We start from the raw sequence: 25,508 nt of genomic DNA on the forward strand, positions 1-25,508 counted from the left end.
AAATGAAATTCATCACTTCTCTTATACTTACTGCATTGTTAAGTTTTGCGGCCTGTCTTTTTCTTCCCTGGTGGAGTATAGCTGTTGCAGCATTTGTTGTAGCAGCTTTAATCCCTCTGCAGCCGGGTAAAGCTTTTTTTACTGCTTTTTTAGCATTATTTTTATTGTGGGGAGGCTTAAGCTATTGGATGAGTAGCAATAATGATCACATATTGGCGCAAAAAGTTTCGCTGCTGATTTTAAAAATCGATAGCCCTTACCTGTTGATTTTAGCCACTGCAATAGTTGGCGCACTGGTGGCTGGCCTTGGAGCATTAAGCGGTTCTTTGCTTAGAAAATCAAAATAAATTGTAACTATGAAACAATTATTTACTGTTGCGTTAATTGCTTTAACTGTTTCACTTCATGCCCAGGATTCTGTAGTAATTCCTAAAGGAGTGGCATATAAAAAGAAAGAAGCAGCGGTTAACAATAATGCCCGTACATTATTACAAATGGAACTGAACAGTGCAACAGCAACTTATTCTTTATTCGACGGCATTGTTTTTATGGGCCCACGATTATGGAAACGTTATAAAGAGAATCCTACCATAGGAAAGATAAAAGCCGGTAATGTACAATTTCGTGTACCATTTACTGATACCATTACAAAAAAACAAACCCTGGAAGTATTAAATGGCAAACTGATCCAGGATAAGGAAGATTTTAAGACGCTGTGGAAACAAATTATCACAGATGTAGGCAATACCACTCCACTGATAAGAAAAGTAAAAGAAAAGGAGCTGAGCTATTACTGGGCTATTATTAATTTTGATATTGAGGAGCCGGTATTTGTGGTAGAGACGGTTAATTTTAATCTCCTGGTACAATTTTCAAATAAAAAGATGGTGATTTACTGGCTGGAAGAAATGCCAAAGAATGGATAATAATATTATTCCTTTCACAGCTTTGTAACAATCCCGGTTTTAATTTCGTCTAATGTTAAAATCTTCTATGCGTTTTATACTATTATCGGGTTTCGTATTCCTTAGTTTCTATTCTTTAGCGCAAAAAATTTCCGGAACTGTATTTAATACTAAAGGAGATTTGTTGCCTTATGCTTCGGTTACAATTAAAGGAACCTCTGTTGGGGCCAGTGCCAACAACAGGGCCAAATTTTCCTTTAATGTGGCGGCCGGTACGTACACCATCGTTTGTCAGCATATTGGTTATACAAAGCAGGAAAAAACAGTAACTGTTAAGCAGGATGATATTGGCGTGCCTGACCTGCAAATTGCTTTTGTACTTACGGAACAGAAACTGGACCTGAAGGAAGTGATTGTAAAAAGCGGCGGCGAAGATCCTGCTTATGCTATCATCCGGCAGGCGATTAAAAAAAGAAACTATTATAATAAACAGGTGAATGCTTTTGAGTGTGACTTGTATGCTAAAGACCTTATCAAATTACGTAGCCTGCCTAGAAAAATAATGGGGCAGAAAATTCCTGATGGAGACAGAAGTGAAATGGGATTGGATTCTTCGGGACAGGGTATTATTTATTTATCGGAGTCAGTAGCAAAAGTGCACACCAAACAACCCGACAAATTTAAAATGGAAGTACTCAGCAGCAGGGTAAGTGGCAGCGGAGGTTTTGGTTTTACTTTTCCTACATTTATCAGTTTGTATACTAACAATGTAAAAGTATTTACAGAAAAACTGAATCCACGTGGATTTGTTTCGCCGATTGCCGATGGCGCAATCGGGTTTTACAAATATAAATTCCTGGGTAGTTTTTTTGAAGATGGCAAAGAAGTGAACAGCATCAGGGTAACACCAAGAAGAAATTATGAACCTTTATTTTCCGGTGTGATTTATATTACTGAAGGAGACTGGCGCATACATAGTTGTGATTTAAAGCTTACTAAAACTTCGCAATTAGAAATTTTAGACACCCTGCAACTGACACAATTTTACGTGCCTGTAGGCAATGATGTATGGCGGGTGAAAAACCAATTGCTGCATTTTAATTTTAAACTGATTGGTATTGATGCTATTGGGAATTTTGTAAACGTTTATTCTAACTATGTCATAAATCCTTCTTTCAGTAAAAAATATTTTGATAATGTGATTATAAAATATGATACGGCAGTAAATAAAAAACCAAAGGAATATTGGGATACGATACGGCCCGTGCCACTTGAGCCCGAAGAGAAAAAAGATTATGAAGTAAAAGATAGTATGTACCTGCTGCAGAAAGATTCTTTGTTAAGTAAACGATCAGTGGATTCTTTGAATAAAAAACAAGGCAAGATAAAAGTGCTGGATATTTTCTGGACTGGTTTAAACAGGAGGCACTATACAAAAACGGGTTCTACCACTTGGGGGGTGGAATCGTTAATAAAAAACCTTGAATACAATACTGTAGAAGGAGTAGTGTTGAATACCAACATTTATTATAACCGGTACCTTAAAAAATTAAAATCTAATTTTTCCATCAAGCCACATGTGAGGTATGGTTTTAGTAATACGCATTTAAATGCCTGGGCCGATCTTAGTTTTAGTACCAGAGACTGGAGCAGTGATAAAAAAATAAAACGTCAAAGCTGGTCCTTGTCTGGTGGTAAACGTGTGAGCCAGTTTAATAAAGAAAGTACTATAACGCCATTGAACAATAGTATTACCACTTTATTGTGGGGGGATAATTTTTTAAAAATTTACGAGAATTATTTTGGCAGCGTAGGTTTTAATAAAAGGTATGAAAGTGGGCTAAGGTTTTCTGTTAATGCCTTGTATGAAGATCGCATACCGGTAGAGAATACCAGCAAGTTTACCATCTTTAAAAAAGATTCGGTTAACATTACACCAAATTATCCTTACGAAAGAATTGCTCAGCAGTTCAGCCGCCACCAGGCAGTTATTTTAAGCTTTGATGTCAGTATAAAACCCGGGCAAAAATATATTGAATTTCCCGGGAACAAAGTGGCTATAGGATCTAAGTATCCTACATTCAGTTTAAATTATACCAAGGGCATTGAAAATATTTTTGGCAGTGATGTGAATTTTGATAAATGGAAATTTACTGTTAGTGATACAAAGAATTTTAAGTTAGCGGGAGAATTAAAATACAAAATCGGGGTAGGAGGTTTTCTGAATAACAAAAAAGTATTTATACAGGACTTTCAGCATTTCAATGGCAACCGTTCCACTGCGGCAAGTGAATACGTAAACAGTTTTCAATTAGCTTCTTACTATGCCAATAGCACAGCTGCCGATTTTTATTCGATAGTTCATCTTGAACACCACTTAAACGGGTTGCTGACCAACAAAATTCCGATGTTTAAAAAGCTTAACTGGAATTTAGTGGTTGGGGGCAATGCTTTTTATGTCAACAAGAATAGCAATTACGCCGAAGTATTTATGGGGCTTGAAAATATCTTCAAAATTTTACGGGTTGATTTTGTTACAGCCTACGAAAATGGAAAGAAAGGGACAACCGGCATCCGTATAGGGTTTGGCGGCATTATTGGTAGCAGCATAAAACCCGGTGCAGGTGGCAGGGGCGTTTCATTAGGTTTATAATTTTTAATTTATCTTTGCCATAGTAATTTGGTTTGCCCTGCAAGCATCCAATCAAATAAATGACCGGGCATTTTCCCTGGTCATCAAAAGATTTCCTGAATAGAGCGTACATGGTCAGACGAGGACGTCAGACCATATGTGCAAAAACAGGATCAAATTTTAAAACTATGGCAGTATTACACAACCGTATTTCCCAGGCGGAGCTAAAAAAATTATTGTACCAGGAAACGGAGCACCGCACCACCATTTCATTTTACCAGTATTTCCCTGTTATTGATCCTCAACAATTTCGTGATGAACTGTATACGGCTTTAAATGCATTAAAAGTATTTGGTCGTATTTACGTGGCACATGAAGGTATTAACGCACAGATAAGCGTGCCGGAAAGTAATTTTGAAGCATTAAAAAATTACTTGTATTCTATTGAGCCACTCAATGGATTAAGATTGAATATTGCTGTAGATGACGATGGTAAATCGTTCTGGGTATTAAAAATTAAAGTAAGAGAAAAAATTGTTGCCGATGGTATTACAGATGCCAGCTTCAGCATGGAGAGAAAAGGAAAGTATGTGAATGCTGAACAGATGAATGAATTACTGCAGGATGATAATACCGTAGTAATAGATATGCGCAATCATTACGAATATGAAGTAGGCCACGTTGAAAAAGCCATGGAAATACCCAGCGATACTTTTCGTGAACAATTGCCCATGGCAGTAGAAATGATGCAGGATAAAAAAGATCAGAATATCATTATGTATTGCACCGGGGGTATCCGTTGCGAAAAAGCCAGTGCCTACATGTTGCACAACGGATTTAAAAATGTTTTTCACCTGGAAGGCGGCATTATCAATTATGCACAGCAGGCTAAAGCGAAAGGTTTACAAAGTAAATTCATTGGTAAGAATTTTGTGTTTGACGACAGGCTGGGAGAGCGTATTACAGAAGATGTGATTGCCAAATGCCACCAATGCGGACAGCCGGCCGATACCCACACCAATTGCAAAAACGACGGCTGTCATTTATTATTTATACAATGCGAAGCCTGTGCCACCCAATACGATGGCTGCTGCAGCCAGGCCTGCCAAACCGTTTATAATCTGCCTGTTGAAGAACAAAAAGAACTCCGCAAAGGAATTGATAAAGGCATGATGGTATTTAATAAAAGTAAGAAACGGTTGCGGCCAAGATTGGATGAGATTAATGGGATATAATTAATACTGTAATAATCAGTACATCTTTTATTGCCTGTACTATATTTTTGAATATACCTGTAGTATGTGTAAGTATTTATGGTGCTTCCAATAGGTTACCAGAATGCCGCCCTGGCTTGCTTTTGTGGGTTTTATACGCAATATTTTCCCGTTTACAACGTTCTGCTACCGTAAAAAGAATTTAAAAAATATTTAACCCTCTGTTAAACCCTTTTGCAGGTCCACAGTCTATGAGTGGTATTAATTCACCACAAAAAATTATAAATGTTATGAAAAAAGTTATCATCGTCTCTATGGGGCTTTTATTAAGCTCATCCGTTTTGTTCACGTCTTGTAAAAAAACTAACAACGACAACAATGGCACATCAGAAAATGTGACCGAATCAAAAATTCAGTCTGATGACCAGGCTAATGTATCTAACCTTATGGATGAGGTGACTACAGATGCCAGTACTTCAGTAGAAAATGTAATGGCAGTTACTGGCGGCAACCTTTTAAATCACTTTTTAAGCCCTTGTAACAGCACTATTACTTACGATACTTTAAATGCCGTAAGAACTTTGACTATTACTTACAATGGTTTAAACTGTGCCGGTACACGTACACGTACAGGTTCAATTACTGTTTCTATTCCTGCAGGAGATAAATGGAAAAACGCAGGGGCTCAGTTAACAATTACTTACAACACTATAAAAATCACAAGGGTAAGCGATGGTAAAAGTATCACCATCAATGGTAGTGAAGTAGTTACGAATGTTACCGGTGGTTTATTATATCAATTACCAACAATCGGCACCATCACCCATACATTGTCAAGTCCTGGTATGTCTATCACATTTGATGATGGTACACAACGTAACTGGCAGGTGGGTAAACAAAGAGTGTTTACTTATAATAATGGTTTAGTCATCAGCACAACAGGTACCCATACTGATGGTGGAATTACAGGTATTTCTGAATGGGGTACTAACCGTTTAGGCAATGCATTTGTTACAGCCATTATCGACCCGATGGTAATTCGCCAGGATTGTAATTTCCGTTTAACCAGTGGCCGTGTAAAACACAGTAAATTATTGCGCCAGGTAGATGTTACTTTTGGTTTAGATGCTACAGGTAATCCAACTTCCTGCCCAGGTACCGGCACTTACTACATGAAGATTGTTTGGACTAATGCTGTTGGAGTAAGCATTACAACTATCTTACCATACTAAGTAAAATATAAAACTTATAATAGAAGCCGGATCAAAACTGATCCGGCTTTTTATTGTTATTTTATCAACTACAAATCAGGTACCCGTTTTCGGAAGCGGTATAACCCTGAAAATAATTTCTTTTTGTTTACAGGTATCAGGCGTTGTGCAGGTTGAAATGGTAATTTTTACAGGGGTTTCTTTTTTAATTAGTATTTTATAATTGCCTAAGGCCTCTGAACGTGTTGCTGTGGCTCCACTAACAGACACAGTTGTCATATCCCAGCCAACTCCAAGATGGGTTATTTTAATCTCGTTAGAAAAACCGGAATATAAAACGGGAGTGTTTGAGGTATCTCTTAAATCCAATACCGCACAATTTTTCCCATTACGATCGTCGTAATATTTTTGTGTAGTGTCAACTATCTTTCCTGCAACTGCACATTTGTAATAGATCTTATTGGTTAATATTTCAACTTCAGGTGTTTTTTCGGGATCTTTTAATTCAACAACTATTACCCCGTTTTTACCCTTTTTGCCAAATGCCGTGTTACCAGCATTAGGTTGTATCACTGTTATCTTTTTTAATTCTTCCCGGTTGTAAAAAGCAATAGTGGCAACTTCTTTATCATTCACTAAAAATAAAGGTTGCTTATTTTTTTTAAACTCAAAGGGGGTATAAAAAATCATTTCATTGGTAATGACTTTTTGATTGTTTATAATTTCTGTCCCTTGCGCATTACAAATGTAAAATGAAGCCAGGTAGAATAATGAGAGCACTATTTTTTTCATTTTATCCATTTTAAACAAACCGGGCTGCCCACACTTATTTTCTTTCCTGTGTCAGTTAACATACCGGTTTTCTTATCTACTTTAAAAATAAAAATATCATCTGTGTTTTGATTGGCCACCAGTAAAAAATTGCTTGAAGGATCGAAATTAAAGTTCCTGGGTGTTTTACCCATTGTAGATTGATCTCCTTTTAAAGTTAACTTTCCCGTTGTTCTGTCAACAGAAAAAATACTGATGGTGTTGGCATCGCCCCGGTTACTGCAATACAAAAATTTACCATCAGGAGAAACATGTATGTCGGCGCTGCCAATGGCACCTTTAAAATCAGCAGGCAATGCACTGATGCGCTGCTGCATTTGTAAACTGCCATTATTTAATTTATAACAAACTACGGTGCCGCTCATTTCTTCCATCAGGTAAGCAAATTTATTATCGGGAGAAAAGGACATATGCCTTGGGCCATTGCCGGGAGTGGACGGCGCTTCAGTTTTATATTTTAAGACTCCTTTGGTTTTATCAAAACTATAGATCATCACTTTATCAATACCAAGGTCCGGCACGTACAAATATTTATTATCTGCAGAAAGATTAGTGGAGTGTACATGCGGCCCTTTTTGCCTGTCCGTATTTGGCCCCGATCCATTGTGTTGTATGGTTTGTTTTAATGTGTCTAGTGAACCATCTTTATTAGCATGTAATAAACCAATACTTCCACTGGTGTAGTTGCCGGCAAAAACCCATTGGCCTGTTTTATCAATGGCAACATAACAGGGATGCTTACCCCCTGACGGTTGTTTGTTGATCTCGGTTAAAGTACCATTTTTTTTGTTGAAAGAAAATGCCGAAATATTACCACCCACAGTAAACCTTGTGCTATCAGCATTTTCATTTACCGCATACACATATTTCTGGTTGGGAGAAATGGCCAGGAAAGAAGGGTTGGAGCTTTTAACAACACTTACAAAACTGTTATCACCGGTCGTAGAATTAAATTTATACACGTAGATACCTTCGCTTTTGCCACCGGTATAAGTGCCGATCAATAAATAATTTTCCTGTGCCATAATGGCCAGCGGAAAAAATAAAAATAACGAAACAATAATTTTTTTCATTTGATTAATTAGGTTGTTTAAAAAAATAAAGGGATGCCTTTTATTGCCTGTAGAAAAAGAGCTGCTGTAAACATAAAGTAGATAGCCGTGTATAAAAATAGTTGATTTTTATTTCTGGCAACATAATACCCTAACAGCGGTATAACCTGTAATGCATGTATTCCCATAAAATGTGCAATCCGAAGATCGCCATATTTCTTGCTCCAGTTTAAAACAGGAAGGCCTTCGCTGCCATCTGCGCCGCCAACGGTATGTTTAAGTAATGCCACCATCATACCACCTTCTATTGAAAATATAAGAAACAATACCAATCCAAGCCGGATGCCCCAAAAATAGGCAGGTGGAATTGTAAATTCTTTTTGCCTGAAAAAACTGACGGTGATGAAAATACAAACAATAGTAAATAGGAGGATTAATAAACCCATGATGGAAAATACCATACCATTAAATGAACTGGTAATATTAAAATGAGAAGTGGTGTGTCTTATAGCCTGCATTAAAATAAATCCATTTTCAAAAAGCATAGTGATCACAATAAGCCAGGAATAAATTTTTATTTTTTTTGGATTATTTAAATAAAATAACAACCAGTCAAAAGTTAATACCATTATACCTACAGAGAGATAAAATTTCATTGGCTTTAACCAACGGCTTACATGGAGTATTTGTGTGTCATCAATAAATTGTAACATAATACAAGCAAGGCCAACTGCAATATTAAACAAGCCAAACCAGTAAAGTAATTTGTTTCTGCGATGGAGTTCTGCAAAAATTTCCATTGTGAATTAATTATAATTTGCTGCAAAATAGTTTTTAGTTTTTGCAAATCGTATCAAAAGATAGAGTAGCAAACCTACTGGCCCCAGCATAAAAGTAAAAAATAAAGCCGGCGTTATTAGCCAATGGTTAATGCCGTATTGTTTGGCATTGCTGGTTATCCAAATGCCGGTCATTAAATCAAAAGCTAAGTAATGCACCCAGCCACCAACTACTACTGTTTTATCAGCAAACAAACTTACTACACCATCAAGGGTGCTGAATTTCTGAAAATCAGCAGCATGAAAATTAGTACATATCAACCAGGAATATACCAAACAGAAAAGTGTGATCACAATACCAACTAAAAATTTGTGGGTATGTTTCCAGAAAGGAGTTGCAAAGATAAGAATGACCCATGCCAGTAAAGCAATGGTATTACAAAGTTTAAAAATAGTATCCGGGATCATGGTAATAATTTGAAATGACTAAAAATATAAGAAGCAGAAAGCTACAAATAAAATCAGGGAGTATAAACTTATCAAACAGAAAAATAAATCAACGCAACTGCTGCCGCAGTCATTAAAAGTAAAGAAAGAATACCAAATATGTTTTGAAAAGGTTTGTTGGTGAAATGGCCCATGATCTTTTTATTATTGCAGATATGCAAGATCAGGGCAATTAAAACCGGGGCTGTAATACCATATAATACCGCAGTGTAGATTAACGCTTTAATGGGGCTGATGCCTAAAAAATGCATCAGTAGCCCGAGTATAAGCGAAACGATCATTGTGATATAAAATCCTTTTGCTTCGTTAAATTTTTTACTCAATCCTTCTTGCCAGCCAAAAGTTTCGGCCATCATATAGCTTAAAGCACCTGCCAGTACAGGTATTGCCAGCAAACCAGTGCCTATTACACCCATTGCAAATAAGGCATAAGCCATATTGCCTGCCAAAGGTTTTAAAGCCTGTGCAGCTTCTTCTACGGTGTTGATGTTATGTATGCCGGCATTAAACAAAACAGTACCGGTAGTAAGTATCATAAAAAAGAAAACAAAATTAGAAAACGCAATACCTCCTTTTACATCAAACTGCATATCTGCAATGATCAGCTTATCTACAATTATTTTTTTCTCCTGCACTTCTTCTACTTCCATAGAGGCTTGCCAGAAAAATAAATAGGGAGAAATGGTAGTACCTAAAATACCAACAAGTGCCATAAAATATTCTGCATTGTTTTCAAATTTGGGTATCACCGCACTTTTTAAAACGGTGAGCCAGTCAATATGAATTAAAAAAGGGATAAGAATATAACTGAATAAAACAATGCAGAGCCATTTTAAAATCGTGGCAATTTTACGGTAGCTGAAAAAAATAAAACTCACCATCAATAAGATGGTAAAAAATATAGAAAAAATAAATGGAGGAACCTGCGGCACCATCAGGCTACCTACAGCACCCATGCCTGCAATATCTGCACCAACATTAAGTGTGATGGAAGGAAAACTAATTAAAAGAATGAGGTATAAAATGGATTTACTGTAGTAACGTTTTATCGTTCCTGTTAATCCCTGCCCGGTAACTAACCCGATTCTTGCACACATCTCCTGCAGGGAAGCCATTAATGGATATGTGAAAATTGCAGTCCATAAAAGTTTAGTGCCAAATTTTGCCCCTGCCTGGGAATAGGTGGCAATACCTGAAGGATCATCATCACTTGCCCCGGTAATCAATCCCGGCCCCAGTAGTTGCCAGTATTTTTTTATCTTTTGTGCAAATGAATTTGTATGCTGCATAATGCGTAAAGGTAGCACTTACAAAATGCAATCAATTTTATACCAGCTTGTTTAATTCAGCAACAATTATTTTTTCTGTTTCTTCTTCACTTAATTCCTGCGGCACAAATTTTTCGCCAATTACTTTTTCATACAACTCGATATATCTTTTGCTGATCACTTCCACCCATTCGTCGCTCATTGCAGGAGCGGTTTGTCCTTCCTTGCCCATAAAATTATTTTCAATCAGCCATTCTCTTACAAATTCTTTACTCAGTTGTTTCTGGCGTTCACCTTGTTGTTGCCTTTCTTCAAAACCATCAGCATAAAAATACCTGCTGCTGTCGGGGGTATGAATTTCATCCATCAAAACAATATTATCACCCAGTTTCCCAAATTCATATTTTGTATCTACTAAGATCAAACCTTGCCTGGCTGCAATTGCTTTACCTCTTTCAAAAAGCTGCAATGCATAAGCACTTAATATTTTCCATTCGGCTTCACTAGCTAAACCTTGTTTAATAATTTCTTCAGCGCTGATATCTTCATCGTGTCCTTCGGCAGCTTTGGTACTTGGTGTAATAATTGGTGTGGGAAAATAGTCATTCTCTTTCATGCCTTCGGGCATTGTTACCCCACACAATATTTTATTGCCCGAGGAATACGTTCTCCATGCATGGCCGGTAAGGTTGCCCCGGACCACCATCTCAATCTTAAACGGTTCGCACTTTGTGCCGATACTAACATTAGGAGCCGGAGTAGATAGTAACCAGTTGGGGCATATATCTTTGGTGGCTTGCAGCATATATGCAGCAATTTGTGTTAATACTTGTCCTTTAAACGGAATAGGGCGGGGCAGGATAACATCAAATGCGGAGATGCGATTGCTGGCTATCATTACCAATAAATTGTTAGAAATGTAGTACACATCTCTCACCTTGCCTTTATAAAAAGCGGTTTGATGGGGGAATTTAAATGGGCTCATACCGCTAAAGTACCATCAAGTGTTATAAATGCCTAAATTTGTTACAATTAGTATTCAACAGGCAGTTGGAAAGAAAATTTCAATAAAAAAATAACAATGCTTATTTTGCCTTATATTTTAACCCAAATAAAAGCTATATGAGAAAATTTGCAAGCTATGCGGTTGCTTTTTTACTGGCCAATGTTTTAACGATTGCGGCCTTTGCACAAAATGTAACTGTAAGCGGAAATGTACGTAACAGCGCTTCCAAAGAAGGTGCTGGTGCCGTATCCGTAACCATTAAAGGAGCATCCACAGGAACGTTTACAGATGATAAAGGAAATTTTAAATTATCGGTAAAAAGCTTACCGGTAACTCTGTTGATTTCCTCAGTGGGGTACGAATTGCAGGAAGTAACGATAAGTAGTGCGTCGTTTACCCAGGTCGAATTTAAACCAACATCGGCATTAGGGCAGGAAGTTGTGGTATCTGCAACCCGTGTGCCACAGAAAATTCTGGAATCCCCGGTTTCTATTGAAAGGGTAAGTGCGGCACAAATACGCAGCGCCCCGGCTGCAAACTTTTATGATGTGGTGATGGCACTTAAAGGAGTGGATGTAACTACCTCTTCATTGACTTTTAAAACACCTACCACCCGTGGTTTTAACAGTAGCGGTAATACCAGGTTTAATCAATTGGTAGATGGAATGGATAACCAGGCGCCGGGACTTAACTTTTCTGTAGGCGCTATCATTGGTTTAAGTGAACTGGATGTTGATAATATAGAATTGCTATCAGGTGCATCTTCTGCATTATATGGTCCTGGCGGTATGAACGGTACTTTACTGATGACCAGTAAAAATCCTTTTAAATACCAGGGGCTGTCTTTTTTAGTTAAAGAAGGTATGATGAATACTGATGGCAGGCAAAGGCCTTTATCACCTTACCATAACTGGAATTTACGTTGGGGTAAAAAAGTATCCGAAAAATTTGCATTTAAGATCAACGCAGAATTAATACAGGCAAAAGACTGGCAGGGAACAGACAGCAGGAACTACAGCAGGACAGGTACTACTGGTGCTGTAATTGCGGGCGACAGAAAAACTGATCCTAATTATGATGGTATCAATGTTTATGGAGATGAAACCACTGTTGACATCCGTGCATTTTATGCCAGCATTGCAGCAAGTTTACCGGGTGCTGCCAACTTTATTGCAGCTAATAATTTATTGGCTACGCCACAAAATGTTTCCCGTACAGGATATTCAGAAAAAGAATTGTTGAATCCTAATACCATCAATTTCAAGCTGGCAGGATCTTTACATTATAAATTATCTCAAAACACTGAAGCCGTATTAGCAGGATATTGGGGTACAGGTAATACTGTTTATACAGGTAGCGACAGGTATTCATTGAAAGATTTTAAAATGGGCCAGTACAAATTAGAATTGAATAATAAAAACTGGTCTTTAAGAGCCTATACTACACAGGAAAATGCAGGAGAGTCTTATAACGCCACTGCAACTACAAGGTTGTTTAATGAATCATGGAAAAAATCAGTTACTACCGATGCGGCCGGTAATCCAACACCACTGCCAACTGACTGGTATATTCAATATGCGTTTTCTTATTTAAGCAACCTGATGAACGGGATGACACAGTATGATGCTCAGCAGGCTTCAAGAGCTTTAGCAGATGTGGGAAGGCCGACCGCAGGTACACCTTCATTTAATGCTGCTTATGATGCTATCCGCAGAAGGCCCATCTCTCAGAATGGTGGTTTGTTGTTAGATAAATCTGATCTGTATTCTGTAGAAGGTAATTATAACCTTACCTCAGTTACAAAAGATTTCGCTGATATCTTGGTAGGTGCAAACTATAAAAAATATGTGTTGAATTCACAAGGAACTTTATTTGCAGATTCAGCTGGTACCATTGGTATAGCTACTTATGGTGCTTATATTCAGGCAACAAGACAAATTATTGATCGCCTAAAATTAACGGTATCCGGCAGGTACGATAAAATGGATAATTTTAAAGGCCGTTTTACACCAAGGGTAACTGCTTTGGTTAAACTGGCAGAGAATAATAACTTACGTTTCTCTTACCAGACTGCATATCGTTTCCCCAGCAGCCAGCAACAATATATTAACCTGCAGGTGGGTAGTACCCGTTTAATCGGTAGTAACCCAACATTTGCAAATGCTTTTGGTTTCCCTGGTAATCCATTGTACACTTTCAGTACTACAACAGGATCGTCTACACTAAGTAATTTTAAAGCATTTAATCCACCGGCAGTAAAACCAGAATCAGTAAGTTCATTTGAAGTGGGCTACAAAGGATTAATGTTAGGAAGCAAACTATTGATTGATGTATACGGTTATTATGGACAATACCAGGATTTTACCGGAAGAGTAAATACTATACAGACTACTTCGGGAAATGCGGCTGATACTGCTAACCCAAGTAAGAGAAGGAATATTTCTGTAGTGGTTAATTCTACCGACAAAGTAAAAACCTATGGTTTTGGGCTTAGTGTAGATTACAGGCTGCCTTTGAATTTTACAGTGGGTGCTAACGTAGCATCTGATGTATTAAAAGATGTACCTGCAAATTTTGTAGCATATTTTAATGCACCAAAATATAAAGCGAATGCCAGCTTTGGTAATTCAGGATTTGGTCCTGATAAACGCATGGGCTTTAATGTAGCGTACAGGTGGCAGCAGGCATTCTACTACCAGGGAGATTTTGCCAGCGGTAACCTGCCTGATGTACATACTTTAGATGCACAGATAAGTGTGAAATTGCCAAAAACAAAATCAATAATAAAATTGGGTGCTAATAATCTGCTGAACCAGTATTATTATAATGCTATTGGAAACTCACAGATCGGTGGTTTATACTACCTGAGTTTTGGATACAATGTTTATTAATACTTAAACCGTAACCAAATTTTAAATTTTAAACTTACTATAATGAAAATAATAAATAATAAACTGAGGGCTTTTTACTTAGTTGCTATATCAGGTTCGTTGCTGTTAACGGCATGTAATAAGGACCTGGAGCAATTGGCTCCGATTGCTAAACCAACTTATCCAAGTGGCTTGAATGTAGCAGCAACAATTGCAGCAAATCCAAATGACAGTTTGTTCTATAAAATGATAGTACGTACAAAAAACATTTTGTCTACTACCTTGCCAGACAGTAATTTAGTTCCTGTATTATCAGACTCAACTAAAACCTTTACGATCTTTGCGGTAGATAATGCCGGGATGAAAGTATTTGTAAATGCGGCATCTGGGGGTGCAATACCAATAAATGCTCCTGATGCAGCTTTTGTAAGTTTTATCAATAATAATGCTTTTCAAAAGTCTGCTTATAGTATTATAAAATATTTGATACTTGGCCAAAAAGTAACTGCGGGTTCGATTGGAGTCGGTTTTCCTAATTACCCTTTTACCACTCAGTTTATTTTAGATACAACCCAGCAATTTGTAAGGATGAACATTTTTCCGGCAAGAGGAACACCTTATTCATATGTAAATAATATTCCTCTTACAGCTGTGGATCAGGGGGCATCCAATGGGATAATACATCATACTTATACAGTGGTTGCACCACCATCTGCTACATTAAAAACAATGTTAGCTGCAGAACCTTCCCTGTCTTTTTTCAGGGCTGCAGTTGCACGTGCTGATAGTGGTTCTGTTGGATTATCTAAATTTGATTCTCTGTTAAATTATGGGGTAACCAACATGACTGTTTTGGCACCTAATGATGTTGCTTTTCAGAATTTACTTATACCAACCATTACCCAGGCTTTAATTGCACAAGGAGTGCCTCCCGCAACTGCTGCTGCACAAGCTGCTGCATTGGCATCTACTCCTGCTGTGTTTTCTAATCCTGCGTTGTATGGTGCCCTTACAGCTAGTACAGTAAAAAGTATCATTGCTTATCATTTGTTAGCATCTTTAACCACCAGCACTACAACGCCATATCAACCTAATATCAGGGTATTTTCTAACAATATTTCCGCAATTCCAATTTTTATAAAAACATTGGTAAATAATGTTGTTGCGGTTCACCCGGGTGTAATGGCGCAATCAACTTATGCAGGGCCTGCGGTTACCAGCTTAAAGTTCTCCAGCTATGGTACCTTCCCTCCGGGTGGAGCTCCATTTAGCTACACTGCTACAGCAGTTACTATGGATAAATTTGCAGTAAATGGTGTGTATCATATTATTGATAAAGTTTTATTGCCACAATAATTTTTCAACTTACAATTCTTACAATAAAGAGAACGGGCTTCAATTTTGAAGCCCGTTCTCTTTTATAAACTCTATAAAACTTTATTTACTCTTCGCACCTTACACATTAAACCTGAAGTGCATCACATCACCATCCTTTACTACATATTCTTTTCCTTCAATTCTTAGTTTACCATTTTCACGGCAGGCAGCTTCACTTTTGTATTGAATAAAATCTTCGTAGGCAATTACCTCTGCTTTAATAAAACCTTTTTCAAAATCGGTATGAATTACACTGGCAGCCTGAGGCGCTTTCCAGCCCTGATGAATGGTCCATGCCCTTACTTCCTGTACACCTGCAGTAAAGTAGGTGGAGAGGTTTAAAAGTTTGTAAGTGGAATGAATTAAACGATCTAATGCAGGCTCCGTCATTTTATATTCTTCCATAAACATGGCTTTGTCATCTGCATTTTCAAATTCTGCAATCTGTGCTTCAATGGCATTGGTCATGATGATCACTTCATTGCCTTCGTTTTTTACTGCTTCAATTAAAGCGGCAGAAAATTTATTACCGGTGTGCATGCTGGCTTCATCAACATTGGCCACATACAAAATAGGTTTATCTGTCAATAAGAAAAGATCAGCAATAGCTACTTTGTCTTCTTTACTTAAGCCAAGGGATAAAATATTTTTTCCTTTGTCTAAATGTTCTTTACATTTTGTAAGAATCTCCAACTCCACTTTCATTTTCGGATCTGTCTTGGCCATTTTTTCGGTACGCTGCATTTTCTTTTCCACGCTTTCCATATCTTTCAACTGCAATTCAGTTTCAATAATTTCTTTATCGCTTACCGGGTTAATAGGGCCTTCATCACGTAAAATATTTTCATCTTCAAAACAACGGATCACATGAATGATGGCATCCACTTCACGGATATTGGCCAGGAATTTATTACCCAACCCTTCACCTTTGCTGGCGCCACGTACCAGGCCGGCAATGTCCACAATTTCAATCTGTGTAGGCACGGTTCTGTCAGGAATTACCAATTCGGCCAGTTTATCCAAACGGGGATCAGGCACATTTACCAAACCGGTATTGGGTTCAATAGTGCAAAAACGGTAGTTGCTTGCCTGTGCTTTGGCGCTGTTACTCACTGCGTTAAATAAAGTTGATTTACCTACATTGGGTAACCCCACGATGCCTGCTTGTAATGCCATGACTGATTTTAGATTTTAGATTGACGATTGCAGATTTTTACAGGATTTACTCATTCACTAATAATGACTTCCTGTTTTAAAATCGGCTGCAAAGGTAAGTGGTGATTTCTGATTTTGGATGTATGATTTTTAATTGCCAATAAAATACTATTTTCATAGCTAATTGGAGTGCTATGAGGTAAAAAAGATCATAAATCTGCAATCAAACATCTAAAATCGTACTATGGCTTTAAGCAGAATATGGAGCGCTTTTATAATAATTGCAATTTTTGCTGCAGGCATCAAGTGTGTTACATCGGCCGATAGTAAAATGATCTTTAATAAAATGGTGGTAGGCAAAAGCGGCGATACCACTAATACCAAAGCTATTGACAGTACCAGCCTGCCACCGGCAATTGCCACATTACTGCTTACAAACAAGGAAACTAAAATTGGCGAAACAAAATATACAAAGCTTGCTGACGGGAAATTTATTACTTATAAAGAACAAAATGCCAACGGTATTTTAGCTACCTGCAATGATGCGGTCACTATTTGTATCGGGCTGATTGGCATTATGGCTTTGTTCATGGGATTTATGAGTATTGCTGAAAAGGCAGGCGGAATTAATTTTTTATCCCGGATCATAGGCCCTTTTTTCACCAGGCTTTTTCCTGAAGTACCTAAAGGCCATCCTGCATTTGGCCATATGATGCTTAATTTTTCGGCCAACTTATTGGGGCTGGATAATGCAGCCACGCCTTTTGGCATAAAAACCATGGAGACCTTGCAAACACTTAACCCTGATAAAGACAGGGCAAGCAATGCACAGATCATGTTTTTATGCCTTCATGCATCGGGATTAACACTAATACCTGTAAGCGTAATTGCTGTACGTGCAGCTAATAAAGCATCTGTACCTACTGATATTTTTCTTCCCTGCATGATAGCCACTTTTATGGCAACAATGGCGGCCTTATTTATTGTTTCATTCAAACAAAAAATAAACTTATTGCAACCCGTAGTGCTGGCATGGATCGGAGGTTTGTCTGCAATTATAGCTGCATTGGTATGGTACCTTACTACTTTAAACAGGGAAGGGCTGGAGCAATTTTCCGGCATTTTCAGCAATGCATTTATTCTGCTGATTTTTTTATTGATTGTAATTGGCGGTTTAATTAAAAAGATAAATGTGTTTGATGCTTTTATTGAAGGGGCAAAAGGCGGTTTTGAAACTGCGATAAAAATTATTCCTTACCTGGTGGGCATGCTGGTGGCCATTTGTATGTTGCGCAATAGCGGTGTATTTGATGTTATAATTGATGGGGTAAAGGGCTTATTTGGATTAATGGGTTTTGATACCCGCTTTGTAGATGCTTTACCAACGGCTTTAATAAGGCCTTTAAGTGGCGCAGGCGCAAGAGGAATGATGGTGGACACAATGAAGACTTTTGGGCCTAATTCTTTTGCCGGAACATTGAGTTGTATTATGCAGGGCTCATCCGATACTACTTTTTACGTAGTGGCCGTTTATTTTGGAGCTGTAGGTATTAAAAATACACGCTACGCAATCGGGGCAATGTTGCTGGCAGACCTGGTGGGCTTAATAACCGCAATTAGTATTTGCTATTTATTTTTTGGATAAAATATCTGTCATGATTGCTGAAAGAAAAATACCTCTTCAAACAATTTTGCTTGCAGGCTTGCTGGTGGGCACATTGGATATCCTGTCTGCATTTGTAGATGTGTATGTTAATACCGGTAAAAATCCATTGATTGTTTTAAACTATATTGCCACCGGAGCTTTTGGTAAAACTGATTTTACTGCCAGCAACGGGGGAGCAGCAGTGGGTTTACTGTTTCACTACATTATTGCATTCGCATTTACTATACTGTTCTTCTGGTTGTATACTAAAAGTAATTTTCCATCGAAGAATTGGGTTCTAACAGGCATTGTGTATGGTTTATTCATCTGGGCAATAATGAATTTTATTGTAGTGCCTTTAAGCAATGTACGCACGGCTCCTTTTACTGCGTTCAGATTAATAAAGGCAGCGCTTATACTTATTGTGATGATAGGATTGCCGCTTTCGTTTATAGCAGGCAGGTTTTCAAAAGGTTGATAAATTTCCCTGAATTCTTATAATTAAAAAGAGGCCGACTTATTAAGTCGGCCTCTTTTTAATTTATTATGAAATCTATTTTACTGGTTTAATAAAAAAGAAATATAAGGTTTGGTATTTGCGGCTGTTGCTCCTTTATAACCAGAAGCAAAAGCAGTGTATACTCTTTGGTTAGTTGATGTGCTAAGACTTGAATATGTTGCCATAGCTGTGCTTGTAGGCAAAGTGCCTGTTTCTCTTATGCTCCAGGTACCGGCAACAGTTTGCACAGGATAACTAAAATAAGCACTGCTACCAAGGTAAGGAATTTTTGTAGCTAACAATGTAGTGTTATAATAAAGGTCTACAAAAGGGGCATTCGGCATCATATTTACAAACCTGTACTTACAGGTATTACCATCAGGAAGCGTAAGGTTATCTTCAATAGATAAAGCCTTAGTGTTAGTAAGGGTATCAGTAACATGCACGGTATAATTTTTATTGGATGCAAGTGTTATTGATGTAGTAAACAGCACTACGGAATCTACATTAGTATTTTTTTTAGGTATCGCAATAGAAAGCGTATTTGTTCCCGGGGCTACCGCCAGATAGTCGGGAAAATTTGAGCCATTGGTATTATAACCGCCTCCGGGAAAAGGAGTTCTTCCCGTAATTAAACCACTTACCCTTTGGCTATTAATAGATAATTGAACACCCGGATTATTCACATAGGCGCTTAAATAATTGATCTTTATTAAAGCATTATCTGTGGTTACAAATATTCGTTCAGCATTGTACTCGATTTTTTTTGTACAACTGCCGGCAGCAATAATTATTGAACCCAACAGTATATTTTTAATTATTTTTTTCATTTGTTACTTATTTAAAGTGACTGAATTTATTAAGGTTCTGTAAACCACATTTTAACAGTGTGGTAATCATTATTAGTAGCACCTATACGTTGTAATTCCAGTATGTTCCATACATATTCAGAATTAAAACGAGGCCTTACTCTATATACCAGTTTAGTGGCGTTATCAGGAAAAAGGTCACCGCCACTAGGCACAACAAAATTGGTATATACCTGTTGGCCTCCATAGGAGTCAATATAATGAAAGCGCCTCATATCAGCCCATGTTTCTAACGTACCCCAGGCAAACATGGCAATATATTTTTGTAACATAATTTTAGACATAGTTAAGCCAGCGGAAGTTGCAGGTACTACAGCTGTATTCGTCATGTAAGTATTCTTGTTAATAGCGTTAATGTCTTTACCGGTAGGAATATTTACATTGTATGTTGATGAAAGCATGTCAAAATTTAAGCTGATACCATCCTGGTAGGCCTGGTATGCCAAAGCTTTATCTCCTTTTCTAAAAGCTGCCTCAGCAATCATAAATTTCACTTCACTTGCCGTCATAACGGGAAAGGGTGCACTATTACGAAAAAGATAGCGGCAGTTAAGATCGTTAGCAGGGGCAGTATTACTGGCAGTACCAGACTGGCTTACTCCCCAGAAATTTTCAGGCCTGTCGTTAGCCGCCATTACTGCCTGGCCTTTGTTTGGATCTAAACCTTTAATAGTGCCGTTAGTATTACCTCTTAAAATATACCAGCCTCTTGGATCTTGTACACCTGCAAATTCGGTGTTAGTACCATTTACCAGGTTGGCAATATAAGCGCCCTGGCGAATTGCTGTAGGATTTGTAACCCCTGTTCCGGTTAAATTTCCTCTGAACGGGCCAAAGAAATTATTGGTTGCACTTAACGAATTAGCAGTAAATTTTACTACCGCATTATCATTGTTATTAGCCATAGAAAGATTGCCATAGTAAATAACTGAATCTGCCTTGTAAATAGATTTGTTAGAAAGATGGTTATGATACCTTGCCAAAATACCGTACACAAATTTTTTCCATTTAGCTACATCGCCATTATAAAAGAATGCATCACCTTTGGCAAGGTTAGCCTGGCTTACAGCATCACCTGTTTTATTTAGGTTATCTAAGGCTTCAAAACAAAGTTGTCTAACATAATTGTATACATCTTCTTGTGTATCGTACTTAAAGGTTATTTTTTCTGTTTGAAATGCTTCTTTTAGAATTACATCACCATAATAATCGGTTAAGGTTAACCAGCTCCAGGCTGCAATAGCTTTACCAACCCCTACATAATCCCATTTTTTTTCCTCTGCAGCCCATGCCATCATCTGCATATTATTCTGCCCGATATCATAGTAATGCATACGCCATGTGGATTGCCCGATATCTGATGCGTTATTAGTGTAGCCCATCTCGTCGTAATTACTTAAAGGAAGGTAGAACTGGAAACTCTGTACATAGGCACCTATATACCTGATATCGTTCATCGGGCCATGCCCTGCATAATTACCAGCCATGGAAGCAATTATATTGGGTAATAATTCTTCAACAGGAACCCTTACCGGAGCATTAGGGTTTTGATAAACATCATCAATTTTTTTTGAACACGAAAAAAACGAAATCACAAGTGTGCAAAAAAGGAAAGTTTTTAAAATAATATTTTTCATAATCATTTCTTTTTTAAATTTAAAATCCTGCTTTAATACCAAAGTTTACACTAACAGGTGTACCTACGTTACCATAGTCAAATCCAAATGCACCAACGCCTCTGCTTCCCGCAGTATTGCCATTTACCTGAGGGTCGGCGCCGGTATAATTCGTAATTAAAATCAGGTCGTTAATAGTTACAAATGCACCTAATGAACTAAGCAATTTTATTTTTTTAACAGGGAAAGAATATGATAAAGACACATCCCTTAATCTTAACCAGTTCACATCTTTTTCTATAAATTCTTCTTCAGGCATCGTGGTATAATATGCCTGATTGTAATAAGGAGTTATTGAAATAGTGTTTTTTGTAGGTGTGGCAGTGTTTTCTAAGCCATCCTGTAATACACCTTGAATTACACGTGGGTTTAATCTGTCTAAGGTTCTCAAGCTTCTGCCTTGCGTAGTAAGGTATCTGTCTGTAGCGTTAAATATATCGCCACCTACTTTTAAATCCCAAAGAAAACTGAATCTAAACCTTTTATAACTCATGTTATTAACGAAGCCAAGTGTAAAATCAGGGTTTCTATCACCTCTTACTCTAAAGTTATTATCAAGTACCGGTAAACCTGTTGTTGGGCTTATTAATAAAGTGCCGGCATCATTTCTTGCATAGCCGTAAGCTGTAATTGTTGTTGTTGGTCCTCCAACTACCAAGCCACCACGTGCGTTGGCATAAAGCCATGTATCTGACTGGTAAAATTCTGGTACGTTAGCTGGCAGTTCCAAAACCTTATTCCACATTTTATTAAAATTCAATCGACTGGTCCAGGTAAAGTTTTTATTCTTTACCAGATCGAGGCTTGCTGCAATTTCAACTCCCTGATTTTGATTGGCTCCTACATTGAGTGTGTTCAAAACAAAACCAGTACCATAACTTGCCCTGAACTGTTCTACAATCAGGTTCTTGTTTTTGGTGTTATAGTAAGTAGCTTCTAATGAAATGCGGTTATTATTAAATCTCAATTCTGTACCTACTTCAAAAGTTTGTTGTTTTTCGGGTTGTAATAAAGGATTGTTGTTGGTAAATCCATAAGCATATCCCAGGCCACTTGAAAGTACCTGGTTAAAAACTGATTGGTTGGCATAAGGCTGACTTGATCTTGCAGTACTTGCCAATGAACCTCTCAGCTTCCAGTAACCTAAAATATTGTTTTTTAAAGAAGGTATTAAATCGGTAACGATTACACTTAAACCAGCTGCAGGATAGTTATAATTCCTGAACTGTTTAGGAAAAATGGAAGATTCTTCAAAGCGGTGAGAATAATTCAAAAACACAGCCGACTTCCATCCGATCGATACTTCTCCAAAATACGCCATAGACCTTCTGATATTATAATTCGGTAAACCTTTTATGGCGTTGGATAAACGAACCCTCGTTGCAGGGTCAGTATTGTTACTATCTGTACGGTTTGCATCTGTAAGATTGTTACCAACTACGGCCCATTGCTGATATTCATAATCCTGCCACATATTACCAACCATTATTCTACCGGTAAAATCACCAACAGATTTTTTTGCAGTTGCGGTAATCGTATGGTTATAGCCATAATAACTTCTGTAATAATTATCCTGCTGCCCTTTTTGAGCACGGGTTAGATAAAACGACATAGAATCGTACCTGGTATATCCATCATTTTCATAGGTATCATAACCAAATCTTCCCGCAATAGATAACCATTTTGTAGGATTGATATTGATGCCAAATGTTGCTAACCAACGATTGGTTTTATCTGAACTACGATTCTTGTATACATTATAAAAAGGATTATCTAAATCTGAATTGGGATTAGAACTGAATAGCGGTTTTTTAAGACCACTTGCTGATTGCCAATCTCTGATATCGTCTGTAGCCGGCCAAACTAAAAGGTTTAACAAATAACCACTTGCTCCTCTTAACGGCTTGTCATTAACTGTGTTGATATAACTAATAGACGGCATGATCTCAATATATTTTCCAATTTTTGTGGTATTACCAACTCTTAAATTATACCTGGTGTATGTATTAGTTGGAATAGTTGATTTCTGATCAAAAAATGAACCTGAGAAAATAAAGCTGGCATTTTTTTTACCATACGATGCAGAAAGATTATGGGTTTGAGAAAAACCATTTCTGAAAAAATTATTAAGATTATCGTATTTGGGAGTACCTACCTGGTATGCAGGACCAAATGCTGCAAAAACGTCCTGCGCAATGCCATTGGTTCCTCCTGCAAAGGCAGAAATATTTTGAGGGTATCGGTTCAGTGTCTGAGTCCTGAAACTATTATCATAGCTAAGGGCCAGCTTTCCAGTTGGCTTTGCTTTTTTAGTGGTAATTATAATAGCACCAGAGCTGGCTTGGCTACCATACAAAGCAGTTGCTTCCGGTCCTTTTAAAACAGTTATTGATTCAATATCATTTGGGTTAATATCAGAAATTCTGTTGGAATAATCGTTGCCTCTGTTTGGTCTGTCAGACGCAAGGCCTAAAGAAGTACCACCATTGCTGGTTTCATTAAGTGTAGAGTTATCTGCAATTACACCATCAATCACAAAAAGCGGTGTATTATCTAATGATAAAGAGTTAAAACCACGCAATACAATTTGTGAGCTTGAACCAGCAGCACCACCTGTTTGGTTAACCGTTAAACCAGCTACACGACCCTGAAGGGAGTTTACAAAATTTTCTCTTTGCGTTTCCTGCAGTTCGCTACCCGATACCTTTTGTACAGAATATGGAAGTTCTTTTGGATTTCTTTTAATATCCATTGCTGTAACAACTACCTCATCAAGCGTTTTGTCGGTAAGTCTAAGCTTTACTGTTATGGTGGTGGCATCTTTAACTGTTACCTGTTGTGTAACAAAATCAACAGACGAGATAACCAGTACATCACCCTTGGCAGCATTTATAGTAAAGTTACCCTGGGCATCTGTTTTAGTTCCGGTACCCTTTCCTTTTATAGTAACAGAAGCACCTTCGGCAGCAGAGCCGTCATCTTTCAATACCCTTCCGGTAACAACCGTTTGCGCCTGCGAAACAAGCGGAATCAGAAAAAACAGAAATACAATTAATCTGTTTGCAAATTTTCTCATATTGTGTAGTTTAGTTGGTTTAAAAAAATTAAATACATAAGTGTACAAACAGGAAGGTTCTTTGAAGGAGATTGGAATTCATAATAGCAAGTCAACAATATAATCATAACACGGTTACCCCTGCATCTTTATAAGGCTGCAGCATGGGATGGTCGTGTGGCAATTCTGTAATCAAAACATCTATCTTATCTAAATCACAAACATGAATGGGTTGTATGCTACCGATCTTTTCAGAAATAGTGAGGCACACAGTTTTTTGCGAAGCCTTTATCATCGCTTGTTTTAAATGCACCACGTCCCAGTCATTATCAGTTATGCCATGTTCCGGATCGATGGAGTTAATGCCTAAAAAACAAAGATCAGGTTTTAAGCTTTTGATACGGGTAAGCGCATCTGCACCCAATGTTATTTTAGAATTTTTCGACAGCTTATCACCAATAACAATCACTTCAATATTGGGATGGTGCATGTATTCAACGATAGCAGGTATACTACCCGAAATAAAAGTGGCCGATAATGAAACCGGCAACGACCTGGCTAATTCTATAATGGTAGTGCCACCGCCGGTTAACACAAACATGCCGTCTTTAATTAACTGCACTGCTTTTTCGGCAATGATCTTTTTGTTATCCTGCGAATACACTTTTTTGGATGGGTAAGTGATATCATTGAAAGCATGAGACAGGGCGCCGCCGTGTACTTTTATTAATTTACCTTCTTCTGCAAGTTCCTGTAAATCTCTTCGGATGGTGTCTTCAGATACATCTATTTCGGTGCTCAGGCTGGCAGACAGCACTTTATTATGCAGGTTTACCTGGTGTACAATATACGCCTGTCTTTCTTTTTTGAGCATTAGCCTGGTAATTACTCTTCAAATTAAAGGAAATTATTGCAAAAAGCCGCAAAAATAACTCACTATTATTGCACATTGTTTGC

At 37.7% G+C, this 25,508-nt stretch carries 20 protein-coding genes; 9 read left to right on the top strand and 11 right to left on the bottom strand.

Features of this window, described 5'->3' with window-relative positions; all coding sequences use genetic code 11:
• Positions 1–2: 2 nt before the first annotated feature.
• The 5 genes from ACQ334_RS23165 to ACQ334_RS23185 all read left to right on the top strand — a co-directional run bounded on the left by ACQ334_RS23165 (position 3) and on the right by ACQ334_RS23185 (position 5,983).
• The gene (locus ACQ334_RS23165; RefSeq protein ID WP_430990665.1) at positions 3–347 is read left to right on the top strand and encodes a hypothetical protein; all 345 of its coding nucleotides are present in this window, start codon (positions 3–5) and stop codon (positions 345–347) included.
• A gap of 9 nt (positions 348–356) precedes the next feature.
• Positions 357–926, top strand: a complete 570-nt coding sequence (locus tag ACQ334_RS23170) for a hypothetical protein (RefSeq protein ID WP_430990666.1) — start codon at positions 357–359, stop codon at positions 924–926.
• Positions 927–978: 52 nt separating this feature from the next.
• A complete protein-coding gene (locus ACQ334_RS23175; protein ID WP_430990667.1) occupies positions 979–3,558 on the top strand; it encodes a DUF5686 and carboxypeptidase regulatory-like domain-containing protein in 2,580 nt (859 codons plus the stop codon).
• Between the two features lie 167 nt (positions 3,559–3,725).
• Complete coding sequence (locus tag ACQ334_RS23180) at positions 3,726–4,772, top strand: rhodanese-related sulfurtransferase (RefSeq protein ID WP_430990668.1); 1,047 nt, start codon at positions 3,726–3,728, stop codon at positions 4,770–4,772.
• A gap of 269 nt (positions 4,773–5,041) precedes the next feature.
• Positions 5,042–5,983: a hypothetical protein gene (locus tag ACQ334_RS23185; RefSeq protein ID WP_430990669.1), complete on the top strand. Its 942-nt coding sequence runs from the start codon at positions 5,042–5,044 to the stop codon at positions 5,981–5,983.
• 75 nt (positions 5,984–6,058) lie between these two features.
• Here the strand turns inward: ACQ334_RS23185 and ACQ334_RS23190 are convergent, their stop codons facing one another.
• The 6 genes from ACQ334_RS23190 to ACQ334_RS23215 all read right to left on the bottom strand — a co-directional run bounded on the left by ACQ334_RS23190 (position 6,059) and on the right by ACQ334_RS23215 (position 11,384).
• A complete protein-coding gene (locus ACQ334_RS23190) occupies positions 6,059–6,754 on the bottom strand; it encodes a hypothetical protein (protein ID WP_430990670.1) in 696 nt (231 codons plus the stop codon).
• Positions 6,751–7,866: a lactonase family protein gene (locus tag ACQ334_RS23195; protein ID WP_430990671.1), complete on the bottom strand. Its 1,116-nt coding sequence runs from the start codon at positions 7,864–7,866 to the stop codon at positions 6,751–6,753. Before ACQ334_RS23195 ends, ACQ334_RS23190 begins: the two co-directional genes overlap by 4 nt.
• A 17-nt stretch (positions 7,867–7,883) precedes the next feature.
• Positions 7,884–8,645 carry a hypothetical protein gene (locus ACQ334_RS23200; protein WP_430990672.1) on the bottom strand — a complete coding sequence of 254 codons (762 nt, stop codon included), beginning with the start codon at positions 8,643–8,645 and terminating at the stop codon, positions 7,884–7,886.
• 6 nt (positions 8,646–8,651) lie between these two features.
• Positions 8,652–9,092, bottom strand: a complete 441-nt coding sequence (locus tag ACQ334_RS23205; RefSeq protein ID WP_430990673.1) for an ABA4-like family protein — start codon at positions 9,090–9,092, stop codon at positions 8,652–8,654.
• 71 nt (positions 9,093–9,163) lie between these two features.
• A complete protein-coding gene (locus ACQ334_RS23210) occupies positions 9,164–10,420 on the bottom strand; it encodes an NRAMP family divalent metal transporter (RefSeq protein ID WP_430990674.1) in 1,257 nt (418 codons plus the stop codon).
• Between the two features lie 37 nt (positions 10,421–10,457).
• Entirely contained in the window at positions 10,458–11,384 is a 927-nt protein-coding gene (locus ACQ334_RS23215; RefSeq protein WP_430990675.1) for a phosphoribosylaminoimidazolesuccinocarboxamide synthase, read from the bottom strand.
• Positions 11,385–11,521: 137 nt separating this feature from the next.
• Between ACQ334_RS23215 and ACQ334_RS23220 the strand changes: the two genes are divergently transcribed.
• Entirely contained in the window at positions 11,522–14,296 is a 2,775-nt protein-coding gene (locus tag ACQ334_RS23220; protein WP_430990676.1) for a TonB-dependent receptor, read from the top strand.
• A 42-nt stretch (positions 14,297–14,338) separates the two neighbouring features.
• Positions 14,339–15,631: a hypothetical protein gene (locus tag ACQ334_RS23225; protein WP_430990677.1), complete on the top strand. Its 1,293-nt coding sequence runs from the start codon at positions 14,339–14,341 to the stop codon at positions 15,629–15,631.
• 99 nt (positions 15,632–15,730) lie between these two features.
• Here the strand turns inward: ACQ334_RS23225 and ychF are convergent, their stop codons facing one another.
• On the bottom strand, positions 15,731–16,828 hold the full coding sequence (ychF, locus tag ACQ334_RS23230; RefSeq protein ID WP_430990678.1) for a redox-regulated ATPase YchF: 1,098 nt from the start codon (positions 16,826–16,828) through the stop codon (positions 15,731–15,733).
• Positions 16,829–17,051: 223 nt separating this feature from the next.
• Here ychF and ACQ334_RS23235 point away from each other — a divergent pair, with 223 nt between their 5' ends.
• On the top strand, positions 17,052–18,452 hold the full coding sequence (locus ACQ334_RS23235) for a nucleoside recognition domain-containing protein (protein ID WP_430990679.1): 1,401 nt from the start codon (positions 17,052–17,054) through the stop codon (positions 18,450–18,452).
• 10 nt (positions 18,453–18,462) lie between these two features.
• Positions 18,463–18,930, top strand: a complete 468-nt coding sequence (locus tag ACQ334_RS23240; protein WP_430990680.1) for a hypothetical protein — start codon at positions 18,463–18,465, stop codon at positions 18,928–18,930.
• An 80-nt stretch (positions 18,931–19,010) separates the two neighbouring features.
• On the opposite strand, the gene ACQ334_RS23245 is transcribed toward ACQ334_RS23240, so the two are convergent.
• The 4 genes from ACQ334_RS23245 to ACQ334_RS23260 form a co-directional block, all read right to left on the bottom strand.
• A complete protein-coding gene (locus tag ACQ334_RS23245) occupies positions 19,011–19,781 on the bottom strand; it encodes a DUF4397 domain-containing protein (protein ID WP_430990681.1) in 771 nt (256 codons plus the stop codon).
• Positions 19,782–19,810: 29 nt separating this feature from the next.
• The gene (locus ACQ334_RS23250) at positions 19,811–21,457 is read right to left on the bottom strand and encodes a SusD/RagB family nutrient-binding outer membrane lipoprotein (RefSeq protein ID WP_430990682.1); all 1,647 of its coding nucleotides are present in this window, start codon (positions 21,455–21,457) and stop codon (positions 19,811–19,813) included.
• Positions 21,458–21,476: 19 nt separating this feature from the next.
• On the bottom strand, positions 21,477–24,572 hold the full coding sequence (locus tag ACQ334_RS23255; RefSeq protein ID WP_430990683.1) for a SusC/RagA family TonB-linked outer membrane protein: 3,096 nt from the start codon (positions 24,570–24,572) through the stop codon (positions 21,477–21,479).
• A 103-nt stretch (positions 24,573–24,675) separates the two neighbouring features.
• On the bottom strand, positions 24,676–25,425 hold the full coding sequence (locus ACQ334_RS23260; RefSeq protein ID WP_430990684.1) for a DeoR/GlpR family DNA-binding transcription regulator: 750 nt from the start codon (positions 25,423–25,425) through the stop codon (positions 24,676–24,678).
• Positions 25,426–25,508 lie beyond the last annotated feature (83 nt).

Source organism: Ferruginibacter sp. SUN106, from assembly GCF_050611765.1.
Taxonomy (GTDB): domain Bacteria; phylum Bacteroidota; class Bacteroidia; order Chitinophagales; family Chitinophagaceae; genus Ferruginibacter.

Coding starts and splice junctions, on each gene's coding strand:
- ACQ334_RS23165 (WP_430990665.1), top strand. CDS start 3: ATGAAATTCATCACTTCTCTTATACTTACTGCATTGTTAAGTTTTGCG.
- ACQ334_RS23170 (WP_430990666.1), top strand. CDS start 357: ATGAAACAATTATTTACTGTTGCGTTAATTGCTTTAACTGTTTCACTT.
- ACQ334_RS23175 (WP_430990667.1), top strand. CDS start 979: ATGTTAAAATCTTCTATGCGTTTTATACTATTATCGGGTTTCGTATTC.
- ACQ334_RS23180 (WP_430990668.1), top strand. CDS start 3,726: ATGGCAGTATTACACAACCGTATTTCCCAGGCGGAGCTAAAAAAATTA.
- ACQ334_RS23185 (WP_430990669.1), top strand. CDS start 5,042: ATGAAAAAAGTTATCATCGTCTCTATGGGGCTTTTATTAAGCTCATCC.
- ACQ334_RS23190 (WP_430990670.1), bottom strand. CDS start 6,754: ATGAAAAAAATAGTGCTCTCATTATTCTACCTGGCTTCATTTTACATT.
- ACQ334_RS23195 (WP_430990671.1), bottom strand. CDS start 7,866: ATGAAAAAAATTATTGTTTCGTTATTTTTATTTTTTCCGCTGGCCATT.
- ACQ334_RS23200 (WP_430990672.1), bottom strand. CDS start 8,645: ATGGAAATTTTTGCAGAACTCCATCGCAGAAACAAATTACTTTACTGG.
- ACQ334_RS23205 (WP_430990673.1), bottom strand. CDS start 9,092: ATGATCCCGGATACTATTTTTAAACTTTGTAATACCATTGCTTTACTG.
- ACQ334_RS23210 (WP_430990674.1), bottom strand. CDS start 10,420: ATGCAGCATACAAATTCATTTGCACAAAAGATAAAAAAATACTGGCAA.
- ACQ334_RS23215 (WP_430990675.1), bottom strand. CDS start 11,384: ATGAGCCCATTTAAATTCCCCCATCAAACCGCTTTTTATAAAGGCAAG.
- ACQ334_RS23220 (WP_430990676.1), top strand. CDS start 11,522: ATGAGAAAATTTGCAAGCTATGCGGTTGCTTTTTTACTGGCCAATGTT.
- ACQ334_RS23225 (WP_430990677.1), top strand. CDS start 14,339: ATGAAAATAATAAATAATAAACTGAGGGCTTTTTACTTAGTTGCTATA.
- ychF (WP_430990678.1), bottom strand. CDS start 16,828: ATGGCATTACAAGCAGGCATCGTGGGGTTACCCAATGTAGGTAAATCA.
- ACQ334_RS23235 (WP_430990679.1), top strand. CDS start 17,052: ATGGCTTTAAGCAGAATATGGAGCGCTTTTATAATAATTGCAATTTTT.
- ACQ334_RS23240 (WP_430990680.1), top strand. CDS start 18,463: ATGATTGCTGAAAGAAAAATACCTCTTCAAACAATTTTGCTTGCAGGC.
- ACQ334_RS23245 (WP_430990681.1), bottom strand. CDS start 19,781: ATGAAAAAAATAATTAAAAATATACTGTTGGGTTCAATAATTATTGCT.
- ACQ334_RS23250 (WP_430990682.1), bottom strand. CDS start 21,457: ATGAAAAATATTATTTTAAAAACTTTCCTTTTTTGCACACTTGTGATT.
- ACQ334_RS23255 (WP_430990683.1), bottom strand. CDS start 24,572: ATGAGAAAATTTGCAAACAGATTAATTGTATTTCTGTTTTTTCTGATT.
- ACQ334_RS23260 (WP_430990684.1), bottom strand. CDS start 25,425: ATGCTCAAAAAAGAAAGACAGGCGTATATTGTACACCAGGTAAACCTG.